Source organism: Streptomyces sp. NPDC006335 (assembly GCF_040612795.1).
GTDB lineage: Bacteria > Actinomycetota > Actinomycetes > Streptomycetales > Streptomycetaceae > Streptomyces.
In genome coordinates, this window is sequence record NZ_JBEXQX010000020.1 from 138,468 (window position 1) to 151,557 (window position 13,090).

Here is a 13,090-nt window from a genome sequence, read left to right on the forward strand (position 1 = left end):
GCGAGTGATCAGGGAGGCACGGGTGTACGACCGGGACGAAAGCCCAGGTGCGGCGGCGGAGCGGCTCACCGGCCGAACGGTGACAGATGAGCGCCCGCTGTCCGGCGCGCTGGCCGAGGTGACCCTGGACGACGGCCGGGCGGTGATGGTGAAGCGCGCCGGCAGTCTCGAGGAGGCCCGGGCGGAGGCGGCGGGGCTGCGCTGGCTGGCCGAGGCCGACGCCGTGCGGGTGCCGACCGCGCACGGGCAGGACGGCCGCCTGCTGGTGACCGACCTGGTCGCGCGGGGGCGGCCGAGCCGGGAGGCGGCGCTCGAACTGGGCCGGGCGCTGGCCGGGCTGCACCTCGCGGGGGCGCCCGCCTTCGGCTCGGCGCCGCCCGGCGGACCCCGGGAGGCGTACATCGGGCGCGCGCCGATGCGGAACGTCGAAGGCGCCGAGTGGCCGACGTGGTACGCCGAGCACCGGGTCCTGCCGTATCTGCGGCGCGCGGTGGACGACGGCACCATCACGCCCCCGGAGGCCGAGGTGATCGAAGAGCTCTGCGAGCGGCTGCCGGTGCTCGCGGGCCCCGCGGAGCCGCCCGCCAGACTGCACGGCGACCTCTGGAACGGCAATGTCCTGTGGGGCGCCGACGGCCACGCCTGGCTGATCGACCCGGCCGCGCACGGTGGCCACCGCGAGACCGACCTCGCGATGCTCCACCTCTTCGGCTGTCCGCACCTGGACGAGGTGCTGCGCGGCTACGAGAGCACGGAGCCGCTCGCCGACGGCTGGGCCGACCGGATCGGCCTGCACCAGATGTTCCCGCTGCTGGTGCACGCCGTGCTCTTCGGGCGGGGCTACGCCGAGCAGGCGCTCAGCACGGCGAAGGCGGCCCTGGAGCGGTGAGAACCGGTCCGGGGCCGCCTGTCCGCGTGCCGCAGAGGACGAGGAGAGCGAAGGGACTGGGCTCTAAGGAAGCCGGTTTGAAAACCGGATAGAAGGAAGCCCCCTCATGGCCTCGTCGCACGTGCCACGTCGATGGCGAGGAAAGCGGAAGGGCTGAAATCCAAGCCCCATGGGGGCTCATCGCGTTGAGGAGGAAGCCCTTCCATGGCCTCGCCACGCGTCACGCTAGCAGTCACTCGGGGATCAAGTCGCGCAGATTTTCCGGGGTGATGACCACCGAGTCCGGGTGCAGCCCCTCGGGGCGCTCCAGGCCGATGTACGTCACGGGCCCGTCCGGCACCGACTCGGCGTCCCAAGCCGCCACCTCCGTACCGCCGTTCGCCATCAGTGCGGTCAGATACCCGACCGTGAGCTGCTCGCGCTCGACGACGGCCCGCAGCAGCGCCGCCACCGACACCCGGTTGCCCTCGACGCGGTTGTACTCCGGGTGCCCCTTCAGGTACAGATGCAGCCACTTCGCGTGCCAACTCCCGTCCCGCGCACGCCGGAACGCCAGCGGCAGCGCCACCCGACCAGGACCGCGCAGCTCCGACTTCATCCGCACGGTACGCGCCTCGAAGGGCCGCCCCTGCTGCTCGCCCTCGCGCAGCATGAACCCGAAGAACGACTCCTCGGCCTCCTCGAACTTCTCCCCGGAGTAGATGTTGACCTGCGGCACGATGTACGTGCCCCGCACCGCCCCGAGCCGCAGATTGATGAACTCCGAGGCACCGTCGGGGGCGTTGGTGATGTCACCCGAGTGCTCGCCCTCCACCTCACGGAGATTGGTGTAGGACAGCCACGACACCGTCTCGTAGTCCGCGTCCAGCAGCAGCGCCGACAGGTCGTAGTCGGTGACCCGACTCGCCTGCTTCCAGTACACGAAGAACCGCAGCAGCTCCCCGTCGACCGGCGAGAGGGAACCGCGGGGCAGCACACCGAGCCCGCCCGAGGTCGCCCGCCCGCTGAGCGGAAGCGCCACGTCGAGGACGTCGGGGCCGACCAACAGCCGCTCCGGGGACGGGAGTCGACGAGCCATCTCCGCGTCCAGCACGGTGATCAGACGTTCGCGTTCCGCCTCCGGTACGGCCGCTCGCGTGTCGTCGGCGACGTGCGCGCGGCCGAGACGGTTGACGAACACCCGCTTGCGGCCCGACTCCGCGGCCCGGTTGTGCAGGTACTCACGCACCGACAGCACGACCCGCCCGGAGACCTCGGGAGCGACCTCCTCGACGGCGGCCACCACGGCGTCCCGCTGCTCCTGCGTGCGCGCGGTGCGCAGCAGCCGGTCCAGCGCACGGAACAGCCTGCCGGGCGCGGACCTGAGCAGCGCCACCGCCCCGGTGACGTCGTCCGCGCCGAGCAGCGCCTCCACACGGGCGTCGAAGGTGTACGCCTTCTTCTCACCCCGGGCGACCGCGAACACCTCGGCGGCACGCGGCCACTGCGGGTACTCGTGCGGATGCAGCCGTTCGCCGAGCCGCTTGAAGGGCTCACGGTGCGTGAGGACGTCGGCGATCTTGGCCGGGGCCGCCGCCACGACAGAGTCGAGTCCCGCCAGCAGCGTCCGGCGGACCGGCCGCGACAGCGCCCGGAACCGGGTCGGCTCCTGGAGGGACACGTCGCCGCCCGACAACGCGCAGGCCAGGCGCAGCACATCGGTCACGGTGTCCAGGAGTAGGCTCGAACCCGCCTTCAGCCGGGCCTCGTTGACGACGGCACGGTTCTCCCGCACCGGGATCGTCTCCGGCTGGGGGCCGTCCGCGCAGTGCCCGGCGAGCACCTTGAGATCGGCCAGGTGCTCGTCCCCGAGCGGCGTGGTGCTGCCGGCCAGCGCCAGGTACAGGGCGGTGACCTCGTCCTCCAGGGGGCCGCCCAGGTGCAGGACGGTCAGCCGGTCGCCGAGCGCGGCCGTCAGCTCGTCGTGCGCGGCCAGCATCTCGTCGTACGTGTGCTGGTACGTGCCGTACGACGGCAGCGTCAGCAGGTTGAGCACGCCGTTGCGGAGCTGGGCGATGACGCCGGAGCGGGCCTTGCCGTCCTCCAGGGCCTCGCGCACGCAGCGCGTCCAGAACTCGAAGGTGTCCGGGACGTTCGCGGGGAAGTCCTTGAAGTAGACGTTGTGCCGCACATGGTCGCCGGCCATCTCACGGACGGTGGCGAGCGTGGGCACCGCGGTGTCGACGACCGTGCTCTCGGACAGGCCCGACAACGTCCTCAGGGCATCGGCCGACAGCTTGAAGCCGACGGACATCAGCACGGCGTCGAACTGCCGCGCCGCTACGTCGCCCGCACCGGCGGGGCCGACGGGAGCGGGCAGCCGGAGGGCATGCCGAACGACCAGGGATTCGAGACGGTGGACCATGCCGGAATGGTCGCAGAGGTGTTCGACCCGGCGCATCGGAGTTTCCGGGGGCTTGTGCCGCCCCCCTGAGTCAGGACTCCTGGCCCTGCTTCTTCTCCTTGATGCGCGCCGTCTCCTTGCGGACCTCCGCCTGCGTGGCGCGCTCCTTCTCCAGCCACTCGGGCTTCTCGTCCCGCAGCGCCTCGATCTGCTCGGTGGTGAGCGGCTCGGTGACCCCGCCGCGGGCGAGACCGGCGATGGAGACACCGAGGCGCGCGGCGACGACCGGGCGGGGGTGCGGACCGTTGCGTCGCAGGTCCTGAAGCCACTGGGGCGGGTTCGCCTGGAGTTCGTTGAACTCGGCGCGCGAGACGACACCCTCCTGGAACTCGGCGGGGGTGGCGGGGAGGTACACACCCAGCTTCTTCGCCGCGGTGGCGGGCTTCATCGTCTGGGTGCTCTGGTGCGACGTCATGGAGTCCAGACTATCGGCCGCGCACCAGACCTCCGACCACAGTGGGTAACCTTGCCGCGTGACAGACTCGCCAGCTTCCCCCTCCTTCCGGCTCGCGTACGTCCCCGGGGTGACGCCCGCCAAGTGGGTGCGGATCTGGAACGAGCGCCTGCCGGACATCCCCCTGGAGCTCCTCCAGGTGACCGCCGCCGAGGCATCCGACGTGTTGCGCGACGGGACCGCGGACGCGGGGTTCGTGCGTCTCCCGGTCGACCGTACGGTGTTCAGCGCGATCCCCCTCTACACCGAGACCACCGTGGTCGTGGTCCCCAAGGACCACGTGGTGACCGCGGCCGAGGAGGTCACCCTGGAGGACCTCGCCGACGAGGTCGTCCTCCACCCCCTCGACGACGTCATCGGCTGGGAGCGGCCGCCCGGTGAACCGGCCTTCGAACGCCCGGCCACCACGGCGGACGCCATCGAGCTCGTGGCGGCGAACATCGGCGTCCTCGTCGTCCCCCAGTCCCTGGCCCGCCTCCACCACCGCCGCGACCTCACCTACCGGCCGCTCACCGACGCCCCGCAGTCCGAGATCGCCCTGTCCTGGCGGGAGGACGCGACGACGGACATGGTCGAGGACTTCATCGGCATCGTCCGGGGACGCACGGTCAACAGCTCACGGGGCCGCACCCAGCCCGAGCCGGAACGCGGACAACGGCCCGAGAAGGGCGGCGGCCGCAAGCCGGCGAGCGCGGGGAAGGGCACGGCGCGGGGGGCTTCCGGCGCGGCCAAGGGGGGCCGGGGCGGGTCCGGCCGGTCCGGCGGCTCCTCCGGCGGCGCCAAGGCCGGGGGCGCCCGACGGGGCAAGCCCAAGCGCAGGGGTTAGCTTTCCCGGTGCCCGGTGCCCGGTGCCCGGTGCCCGGTGCCCGGTGCCCGGTGCCCGGTGCCCGGTGCCCGGTGCCCGGAAGTCTGGGAGCGGGAGAACGCGGTCCGCACCCCGGGGAGCCCGAACCCGCCCGCCCGCACCCGGGCCCGGGATCCGCAGCCCGAGGTCGCAGCCAGGAGCCGGGAATTCGCGGTCAGGGCGGTCGGGAACCGGGAGTCGGGCCGGTCGGAAGTTCCCAGGGTGCAGCCCGAATCCAAGGGCCCGATACTCCCGGATACGCGGCCGTGGTCCGGACCCGGCCCGTGGTACCGGTGGTAGTGGTTCCTGGCCGCGCCATCCAGGGCGCCCCGGCGAGACGTCCGCCCCAACGCCTGCCGCCGGCCCACCGCCTCAGTCGCTGCCGAACACCCCGTCGGCCCCGAAAGCCACCGCCGCGAACCGTTCCCCCATCAGTCGGTGCGTCGCCGCGTCCGGGTGCAGGTCGTCCGGGAGCGGCAGCTCCGCCGAGTCGTTCTCGCCGTACAGCTCGCGCCCGTCGAGGTAGTGCAGGTGCGGATCGTCGGCGGCCCGCTGCTTCACGATCCGGGCCAGTTCCTCGCGGATCACCTGGAGGGTCAGCTTCCCGCTCGCGCGTTCCGCGGGGTCGCCCAGTGTCCTGAACCGCAGCCGGCCCTCGCCCAGTTCGCTGACGTCCGGGAAGCAGGGACCCGGTGTGTCCTCGTGGATCGGGCACAGGATGGGCGAGACGACCAGCAGGGGAGTGTCCGGGTGCCCCTCGCGGATGGTGTCGAGGAAGCCGTGCACCGCGGGACCGAAGGCGCGCAGCCGCATCAGGTCGTGATTGACGAGGTTGATGCCGATCTTGACGCTGATGAGGTCGGCGGGGGTGTCGCGCAGTGCCCGCGCGGTGAACGGGTCGAGGAGCGCGCTCCCCGCCAGGCCCAGGTTGATCAGCTCCACGTCGCCCAGCCTCGCGGCGACCACGGGCCAGATGCCCGTGGCGCTGGCCGCGTCGGAGCCGTGGCTGATGGAGCTGCCGTGGTGCAGCCACACCCGGCGGTCACCGCGCGGGGCGGGCTCGCCGGGCGCGTCGGTGCGCAGGGCGATCAGCTCGGTGGTCTCGTTGTGCGGCAGCCAGATCTCCACGTCCTTGAGGTCGCCGGACAGGCCGTCGAAACGGACGGTGCCGGGCTCCCCGGGCCGGACCTCGGACGTGCCCTCGGCCATGTCGATGGTGATGACATGGCCGGCGAGCACACTGCCCCGACCGGCCGGCCGGCCGTCGACGACCAGGTCGTACACCCCGTCGGGGCGGGGCGGGGCACCGACGTAGGCGCGCTTGGTCGGCAAGGTGTCCAGCTCCAGCGCGGTGGCCCGGGTGCGGAGGGCCAGCCGTACGCCGGAGGGCTGGGACTCCGCCATGGCGAGCTGGTCGTCGGTGTTCTGGGCGCGCGCCCGGGCGGGCAGCCGGTGCGGCAGGACCCCGTGCTCGGTGCGCTCCACGTCGAGGGCGCCGCGCAGCAGCTCGGCGGTGACGGGGGTGGTGATCCAGTCGGGCATGTTCCTCAGCCTGTCGGTCAGCGGGTGGGCCAGTTGCGCAACAGCGTGTCGAGGGCGTCCAGGATGCGTTCCCACGACTCCTCGGAGTCGGGGGAGCTGTGGCTGAACCCGCCTGCCCCCTCCAGGCTCGCGTAGCCGTGCAGCGTGCTGCCCAGCAGTCGTACGGCGTGGGTCTGGTCGGGCTCGGGCAGGTCGTAGCCGCGCAGGATGGCCCGCATCATCTGCGCCTGTCGTACGCCCGCGCTGGCGGCCGCCGTCTCGGGGTCGAGCCGGAGCCGGGCGGCCGTGGCGCGGCCCGGGTGGGCGTGGGCGTAGTCGCGGTAGACGTTCGCGAAGGCGGTCAGCGCGTCCTTGCCGGCCCGTCCGGCCACCGCGTCGGCGGAGAGGTCGGCGAGCTCCTCCAGGGCGAACAGGGCGATCCGGGTCTTGAGGTCCTGGGAGTTCTTCACGTGCGAGTACAGGCTCGCGACCTTGACGTCGAACCGGCGGGCGAGCTCCGAGACGGTCACCTGCTCGAAGCCCACCTCGTCGGCCAGCTCCGCGCCCGCCCGGACCAGCCGGTCCGTGGTCAGCCCTACCCGTGCCATAGCAGTCCTCTCGTTCGCCAGAGTCGATTATGCGTTTGCCTAAAGCATTTAGGCAAACTAGCGTGGAGTTATGGAACCGTTGACCGAGCAAGAGATCCGTGCCGCCTTCGTGAACTGCACCAAGGGCGAGGCGAAGCGGCTGTCCGTGCCGCGTGACCTGGCCGACCGGCCGTGGGAGGACCTGGACTACCTCGGCTGGCGCGATCCGCAGGCTCCCGATCGGGCCTACCTGGTGACCGTGCAGGACGGCCGCCCGACGGCGCTCGCGCTGCGCGGCTCGGCCGCCGGCTCCTGGCAGACGCGGCGCAGCATGTGCTCGATGTGTCTGACCACCCACACCGGCGGCGTCTCCCTGATGGTCGCCCCGAGGGCGGGCAAGGCGGGGCAGCAGGGCAACTCGGTGGGCGCGTACATATGCGACGACCTGGCCTGTTCGCTGTATGTGCGCGGGAAGAAGGACGTGGGCGCCGGAGCGCGGTTGCACGAGACGCTCACCGTGGAGGAGAAGATCCGGCGCACGGTGACGAACCTCGCCGCCTTCGTCGCCAAGGTGACGGGCGCCGTGTGAGGCACCCGCGTCCTGGGGGAGCAGGGTCAGGACGTACGTCGCCTGCTGGGCCGTGTCCACGACCGTCCGGCCGTTCGCCCGGGTGAGCGGTCCGGCCGCCCCCCGGCGCTCACCGTCGACTGCACCCGGGCAATGAGCGCGTTCTCGGTGGCGAAGGGTGCCCCCGCCCAGATCTCGTCGAGCAGTGAAGTCCCGTCGGATCGCACGGGGTTGGCCACACCGGAGTCGACCCCGCCGAAGACGACCCTGGGCTCCGAGCGCGGGAAGCAGGCGTGGGTCGGGTCCTCGGTCCCTTTTTGTGGAAGGGGGGCGAACTCGATGCCGTCGAGCGCGTGATGGAGGGGCTCGCCGCTCACCGGGGTCAGCGTCGGCAGCAGATCGCCGGACAGGGCCGCGTCGGCGTAGAGCCCGAACCGCAGACGGCTGGTGGACGAGTCGCGGGGGACCAGGGCTGAGCTTCAGCATGTTGTACGCGCAGCACGTCTCCGTCGTCGTGTCGCCGATCGTGCCCGCGATCGCCCCGGAGGCCTTCCAGAGCTCCCCGGTGCTGGTGCCGCCGATGCCGTACGTCCGGGCCGGGACGACCGTGTCCCAGAAGTTCCTCGCCCCGCTGAGGTAGCGCTGCTCGCCGGTCGCGTCGTGCAGCCGCAGCAGGCCAGTGAAGACGGGGATGTGCTGGTTGGCGTGCAGTCCGTTCAGGGTGCGTGCCACCCCGTCAACTCGAGATCCGCACAAGCCAGTCCATGGCCGCCCGGGCCGTGAACTCCTCCTGGCCGCCGGGAAAGAGCAGGTCGGCACCGGTGAACTCGGGGGCGTCGGCCTGAGCCGCCACGTACGGGACCGCGACGCAGCGCATCCCGGCCGCGTGTGCGGCGGCGGCGCCGGGGGCCGCGTCCTCCAGGACCACGCAGTCGGCCGGTTCGGCGCCGAGTCGGCGGGCCGCCTCCAGGAAGACGTCCGGCGCGGGCTTGCCGTGGGCGACCTCGTCCGCCGAGACGGTCGTCCGGAGATACACGTCCAGGCCCGTCCCGGCCAGGATCGCGTCGATGGCCTCCGGTGAGGACCCGGAGGCCACGGCCATCGGCACGCCCTCACCGGCGAGCAGCTCCACGAACTTCCGCATCTCCGGGTACGCGCGCGTGGCGGTGCGGGCCAGCTCCAGATAGCGCCGGTTCTTGTCCGCGAGGAGCTCCGGCACGGACGCCCGCAGCCCGTACAGCGACTTCCACCGCGTGACCGTCTCCCGGGTGCTGATCCCGACGTACCGCTCGTGCTCGGTCCAGGTGAAGCCCGGGACGCCGTGCTCGGCGAGGGTCCGCCGACCCGCTTCGTAGTAGTTCGGCTCGCTGTCCACGAGCGTTCCGTCGAGATCGAAGATGACCGCTGTGCCGCTGAACCTGCTCATGGCTTCCAGGATGTCAAAGGTCAACTCCGGGCAGCGCGCCCGACCGACTCCACCAGGGGCAGCAACCGGTGTGCGACCCGCTCCCGCAGCGCCACCTCGGTGCGCGTACGCACCACTCCCGGCAGGCTGATCACCGTCTGGATCACGTCCTCCAGATGCGCGTTGTCCCGCGCCACGACCCGTGTCAGCAGATCCCCGCCACCCGCGATCGAGAAGGCCTCGACGATCTCCGGCACGGCCGCCAGCGCGTCCCCCACGTCGTCGAGCCGCCCCTGGGTCACCTCGATGTGCACGAACGCCAGCACCGGATGGCCGAGCGCGGCGGGCGACAGCGAGGGCCCCGTACCGGTGATCACCCCGTCCCGCTCCAGGCGGTCCAGCCGTGCCTGCAAGGTGCCACGCGCGACCCCGAGGATCCGCGCGTACTCCCGCACGCTGGTGCGCGGCTGCTCCAGCAGCAGTCGCAGGATGCGGGTGTCGAGTTCGTCCACGGCCATGGCGTACGCCCTCCTCGTGCATGGTCCTTTGGCACGCCGATGGACGCTCCAGAACCGCCTTCGCTGTACCAATGGCCCAGCCTATCGGGGCTCGCTTGAGCCGACAGCGGCGAGGATGCTGCAATGAGCCCGTCGATGGCGCTGCGGACCCCGCGGCGCCTTTTCCATGCCGGTGCACCCGGCCACGAGGGATGCAGGGGGCGGTACGTGTTGAAGAGGGTGTTCATGGCGCCGGACCCTGGCCGGGTCCGGCTGCGCTTCGCCGCGCGGGCGGTGCTCGGGATCGGCCTCGCCGTCGTGGTGTGCGGCCTCGCGGGCCACTCGCTCGCCGGTGCCGTCACCGGCGGCCTCGCCGCGCTGCTCGCCCTGTTCACCGTCACCGACGCCACCGTCCGGGCGCAGGCGCTCACCACCGCCCTGCTGCCGGCCGTCGGCCTCCCCGTCCTCACCGCCGCGGCCGCACTGCACGACCACCCCGTCGCCCGCGACCTCACCTTCCTCGCCGTGGTCGGCGCAGGCGTGTACGCCCGGCGTTGGGGCCCGCGCGGACACAGCCTCGGCGTCTTCGCGTTCATGACCTTCTTCGTGGCGCAGTTCCTGCACGCCACCACCGAGCGGCTGCCCGAGCTCCACGCCGCCGTCCTGCTGTCCGTCGCCACCGCCGCCGCTGTCCGCTTCGGCCTGTGGTGCTACGAGCGCACGCTGCCCCCGCCCCCTGTGCCCGCCCCGCCGACCGGCACCGGCCTCGCCCGTGCGACCACCCGTCAGGCGGTCCAGGCCATGACCGGGGCGGGCTTCGCCCTCGTCGCAGGCCAGCTGCTCTCCGGACAGCGCTGGTACTGGGCCGTCGGCGCCACCTGGTGGATCTTCGTGAACACCGCCTCGCGCGGCGAGACCCTGGTGCGCGGCTTCCGCCGCGTCCTCGGCACGGTGATCGGCATCGGCCTCGGCCTGCTCGTCGCCGTACCGCTGCACGGCGCACCGGCGCCCACGGCCGCCCTCGTCGCGGTCTGCGTCTTCGGCATCTTCTACACGGCCGCCGTGTCGTACACGTGGATGATGCTCTGGGTCACCCTGCTCGCCGGGCTCCTCTACGGCCTCCTCGGCGTCCTGGACCCCGGCCTGCTGGCACTGCGGCTCGCGGAGACCGGCGTGGGCGCGGTCGGGGCCGTCCTGGCGGTGCTGTTCGTGCTGCCGATCACCACCCACAGCGTCACCGACGCCTGGATCCAGCGCGCCCTGCGCTGCGTCCACGCCTGCACCGCCGAGGCCGCGGCCCGTCTCGCGGGCGTGCCGGGCGCCGACCCGGCCGGCCGCGTGTCGGAACTGGAGCAACTGCTCGGCCGGGTCCGCCTCTCGGTGGCCCCGCTGGTCCACCCCCTCACCCCCGTGCGGGCCCGCAAGCGGCGCGCCCGCCGTGTCCTCGCCCTCCTCGACGACTGTGCCCGGGAGGTCCGGGGCCTGGTCGCCGTCGCCGCCGACCCCGAGGCCTCGCACGACAGCCGCCTGACCATCGCGTGCCGGCGCGTGGAGGCCGCTGTGGAGGCGCTCACGGAGGGCAGGGACTTCCCGGCGGCGGACCGTCCCCTCGCCGAGGAGCCGGCACTGGCCCATCTGCACGGACTGGAACGCGCGCTCGCGGAGCTGGCGGCGCCCCTGCGGACACCGACCGGCTCGCCGCTGGTGGGAGCCTGAACCGCGCCGCCCTGTCCGTGGCGGCCTCGTGAATTTCCCCAAGCTGGTCTAGACCGGTGGTGATCGACTGCTACCGTCGCCCCGAAACGGCACAGACCGAGAGGGGACGACTGTGGCAGACGGCGGCGGGCGGCGACGGGCCTACATCGGGTCGTTCACGGCGGCGGGAGGCCCCGGCATCGTGACGGCGGCGGTGGCCCCGGACACGGGCGCGCTGAAGGTGCTGAGCGGCCTGAACGGCGTACCCGATCCGTCGTATCTGGCCCTGTCGGCCGGCGGGGACGTGCTGTACGCGGTCAGTGAGACGGCCGAGGGCGCGGTGGCCGCGTACCGGGTGACCGGCGACCGGCCCGCGGCGGCCGGTCCACCGGTGGCGGTGGACGGGAGCGGGCCCACGCACCTCGCCGTGCACGCCGGACACGTCCTGACCGCCAACTACGGCTCCGGCAGCGTCACCACCCTGCCGCTGCGAGCCGACGGCTCCCTCGCGGGCGCCCCCTCCGCCGTGCTCCGGCACACCGGCTCGGGCCCGCACCCGTCCCGCCAGCAGGGCCCGCACGCCCACCAGGTGCAGCCCGACCCGAGCGGGCGGTGGATCGTCAGCGTCGACCTGGGCACGGACTCCGTGCGGGTGTGCACCCTGACGGACGGGGCGCTCGACGTGCACCGCGAGATCGCCCTGCGCCCCGGCTCCGGCCCGCGCCACCTGGCCTTCCACCCCGACGGCACCCGCGCCTACGTCCTCAACGAGCTCACCCCGACCCTCACCGTGTGCCGCTGGGACGCCGAGGAGGGCTCCCTGAAGCCCCTGAGCGAGGTCCAGGTGCTCGCGGGCGGACCAGCGGGCGACGCGTACCCGTCAGGCGTCGTCACGTCCCCCGACGGCCGCTTCGTGTGGACCGCCACCCGGGGCGAGGACGTCCTGTCCACCTTCGCCGTCGAGGGCGACGGCCTGCGCCTGGTGGGCACGGTCATCTGCGGCGGCCGCTGGCCCCGCGCCCTCGCCGAGTACGGCGGACACCTGTACGTGGCGAACGAGCGCTCCGGCGAGGTGACCTGGTTCGTCGTGGACCCGGCGACCGGCCTGCCCAGGTACGAGGGCTCGATCGGCGTACCGGCCGCCTCCTGCGTGATCTTCGGCTGAGCCCGGGACTCCACGGCGAAGGGCCCGCTCCCAGGGATGGAGCGGGCCCTTTCGGTGTGCGCGGTACGCGTGCTCAGCGCACCGGGGCGCCCTGCGCCTGCTGCGGGGCGATGCCCAGCGCGGTCGTGTACTTGGCGAGGACGAGCTTGCCGATCGCCGGGTAGGGGCCGAGCGCGTCGGCGGCGGAACAACCGGCCTCCCTGGCGGCCTCCTCGATGACGGCGGGGTCGATCTCAGGCCCTATCAGGTACGGCGCGAGCGCGAGCTGCTGCGAACCGGAGGACCGCAGCTGATCGGCGATGGACGCGATCGAGCCGTCCTGGTCGAGCGCCGCCGCCATCACCGGCACCGCCAGCCGCGCGGCGAGCAGCATGCCGGTGATCCCGGCCGCCTGCACCGCCTCCTCGCCGCCCACCGCGCCGAGGATGATGCCGTCCGCGGCCGTCGTCACGGCGAACAGACGAGCGCGGTCGGCGCGGGCCAGCCCGGCCTCCGACAGCCGCACGTGCAGCGCCTCGGCGAGCAGCGGGTGCGGGCCCAGCACATCGGTGAGGTCGGCCGCGATCCGGCTGTCCATCACGGCCTGGCGGATCCGGCGCAGCAGCGAGCTGTCCGGCCCGGCGAGCAGCGGCACCACGACGGCGACGGGGCCCTCCGGCTCCTTGACGTCCATCCCGGCGGCCTTGGCCTGCTCGTAGCGCGCGGTGCGCTCGCCGGCGGTGTGGGCCAGGACGGCCTGCAGCGCGGGGAACTCCGAGTCGTCCCCGTCCAGGTACCCGATGCGCGCGTCCAGGCCGGGCAGCTCGGAGCGGGCGATGCTCACGACCTCCTCGGCGAGGCCGCGGGTGGCGGCGCCGGGCGTGCCGGGCACCGCGAGGACGAGCGCGGGCGCGCCCTCGGGAGCCGCCAGCGGCTCGGGTCGGCGGTGCCGCCCGGGCTGGCGAGGTCGCGGCATTCGTACTGGCAGGCCGGACGCGGGCCCAGTGGGGGAGCTCATGGCGACGCATGTTACTGGCTTCCTG

12 protein-coding genes and 1 pseudogene are annotated in these 13,090 nt (G+C 73.1%); 5 read left to right on the top strand and 8 right to left on the bottom strand.

Translation table 11 applies throughout. The features are described from left to right. The first annotated feature begins 22 nt into the window (after positions 1-22). Positions 23-889, top strand: coding sequence for a fructosamine kinase family protein (locus ABZ098_RS37845; protein ID WP_356598309.1), 867 nt, complete (start codon positions 23-25; stop codon positions 887-889). 232 nt (positions 890-1,121) lie between these two features. Here ABZ098_RS37845 and ABZ098_RS37850 read toward each other — a convergent pair whose 3' ends face one another. After that, positions 1,122-3,293 carry a hypothetical protein gene (locus tag ABZ098_RS37850; RefSeq protein ID WP_356598311.1) on the bottom strand — a complete coding sequence of 724 codons (2,172 nt, stop codon included), beginning with the start codon at positions 3,291-3,293 and terminating at the stop codon, positions 1,122-1,124. Positions 3,294-3,363: 70 nt separating this feature from the next. Then, positions 3,364-3,747 (bottom strand): DUF5997 family protein, encoded by a 384-nt coding sequence (locus tag ABZ098_RS37855; RefSeq protein ID WP_356598313.1) that lies wholly within the window; start codon positions 3,745-3,747, stop codon positions 3,364-3,366. A gap of 58 nt (positions 3,748-3,805) precedes the next feature. Here ABZ098_RS37855 and ABZ098_RS37860 point away from each other — a divergent pair, with 58 nt between their 5' ends. Continuing rightward, positions 3,806-4,612 (top strand): LysR substrate-binding domain-containing protein, encoded by an 807-nt coding sequence (locus tag ABZ098_RS37860; protein WP_356598315.1) that lies wholly within the window; start codon positions 3,806-3,808, stop codon positions 4,610-4,612. Positions 4,613-5,002: 390 nt separating this feature from the next. On the opposite strand, the gene ABZ098_RS37865 is transcribed toward ABZ098_RS37860, so the two are convergent. Both ABZ098_RS37865 and ABZ098_RS37870 read right to left on the bottom strand, forming a co-directional pair. After that, positions 5,003-6,172: a GDSL-type esterase/lipase family protein gene (locus tag ABZ098_RS37865; RefSeq protein WP_356598363.1), complete on the bottom strand. Its 1,170-nt coding sequence runs from the start codon at positions 6,170-6,172 to the stop codon at positions 5,003-5,005. 17 nt (positions 6,173-6,189) lie between these two features. Beyond that, entirely contained in the window at positions 6,190-6,759 is a 570-nt protein-coding gene (locus ABZ098_RS37870; protein ID WP_356598317.1) for a WHG domain-containing protein, read from the bottom strand. A gap of 70 nt (positions 6,760-6,829) precedes the next feature. Between ABZ098_RS37870 and ABZ098_RS37875 the strand changes: the two genes are divergently transcribed. After that, the gene (locus tag ABZ098_RS37875; protein WP_356598319.1) at positions 6,830-7,327 is read left to right on the top strand and encodes an FBP domain-containing protein; all 498 of its coding nucleotides are present in this window, start codon (positions 6,830-6,832) and stop codon (positions 7,325-7,327) included. A 33-nt stretch (positions 7,328-7,360) separates the two neighbouring features. On the opposite strand, the pseudogene ABZ098_RS37880 reads toward ABZ098_RS37875, so the two are convergent. The 3 genes and pseudogenes from ABZ098_RS37880 to ABZ098_RS37890 all read right to left on the bottom strand — a co-directional run. Continuing rightward, positions 7,361-8,026: pseudogene (locus tag ABZ098_RS37880) on the bottom strand (beta-L-arabinofuranosidase domain-containing protein); the annotation flags it as partial. Positions 8,027-8,042: 16 nt separating this feature from the next. Continuing rightward, a complete protein-coding gene (locus ABZ098_RS37885) occupies positions 8,043-8,732 on the bottom strand; it encodes an HAD family phosphatase (protein ID WP_356598321.1) in 690 nt (229 codons plus the stop codon). A gap of 20 nt (positions 8,733-8,752) precedes the next feature. After that, positions 8,753-9,229 carry an Lrp/AsnC family transcriptional regulator gene (locus ABZ098_RS37890; RefSeq protein WP_356598323.1) on the bottom strand — a complete coding sequence of 159 codons (477 nt, stop codon included), beginning with the start codon at positions 9,227-9,229 and terminating at the stop codon, positions 8,753-8,755. A gap of 207 nt (positions 9,230-9,436) precedes the next feature. Between ABZ098_RS37890 and ABZ098_RS37895 the strand changes: the two genes are divergently transcribed. After that, positions 9,437-10,924, top strand: a complete 1,488-nt coding sequence (locus ABZ098_RS37895; protein WP_356598325.1) for an FUSC family protein — start codon at positions 9,437-9,439, stop codon at positions 10,922-10,924. Positions 10,925-11,036: 112 nt separating this feature from the next. After that, positions 11,037-12,068: a lactonase family protein gene (locus ABZ098_RS37900; RefSeq protein ID WP_356598327.1), complete on the top strand. Its 1,032-nt coding sequence runs from the start codon at positions 11,037-11,039 to the stop codon at positions 12,066-12,068. A gap of 73 nt (positions 12,069-12,141) precedes the next feature. On the opposite strand, the gene ABZ098_RS37905 is transcribed toward ABZ098_RS37900, so the two are convergent. Beyond that, entirely contained in the window at positions 12,142-13,065 is a 924-nt protein-coding gene (locus ABZ098_RS37905; RefSeq protein WP_356598329.1) for a hypothetical protein, read from the bottom strand. Between the last annotated feature and the right edge of the window lie 25 nt (positions 13,066-13,090).

What these genes read in the sequence shown, in the direction of transcription:
- ABZ098_RS37905 (WP_356598329.1), bottom strand. Translation starts at nt 13,065, where the DNA reads ATGAGCTCCCCCACTGGGCCCGCGTCCGGCCTGCCAGTACGAATGCCG.
- ABZ098_RS37885 (WP_356598321.1), bottom strand. Translation starts at nt 8,732, where the DNA reads ATGAGCAGGTTCAGCGGCACAGCGGTCATCTTCGATCTCGACGGAACG.
- ABZ098_RS37870 (WP_356598317.1), bottom strand. Translation starts at nt 6,759, where the DNA reads ATGGCACGGGTAGGGCTGACCACGGACCGGCTGGTCCGGGCGGGCGCG.
- ABZ098_RS37855 (WP_356598313.1), bottom strand. Translation starts at nt 3,747, where the DNA reads ATGACGTCGCACCAGAGCACCCAGACGATGAAGCCCGCCACCGCGGCG.
- ABZ098_RS37890 (WP_356598323.1), bottom strand. Translation starts at nt 9,229, where the DNA reads ATGGCCGTGGACGAACTCGACACCCGCATCCTGCGACTGCTGCTGGAG.
- ABZ098_RS37875 (WP_356598319.1), top strand. Translation starts at nt 6,830, where the DNA reads ATGGAACCGTTGACCGAGCAAGAGATCCGTGCCGCCTTCGTGAACTGC.
- ABZ098_RS37850 (WP_356598311.1), bottom strand. Translation starts at nt 3,293, where the DNA reads ATGGTCCACCGTCTCGAATCCCTGGTCGTTCGGCATGCCCTCCGGCTG.
- ABZ098_RS37865 (WP_356598363.1), bottom strand. Translation starts at nt 6,172, where the DNA reads ATGCCCGACTGGATCACCACCCCCGTCACCGCCGAGCTGCTGCGCGGC.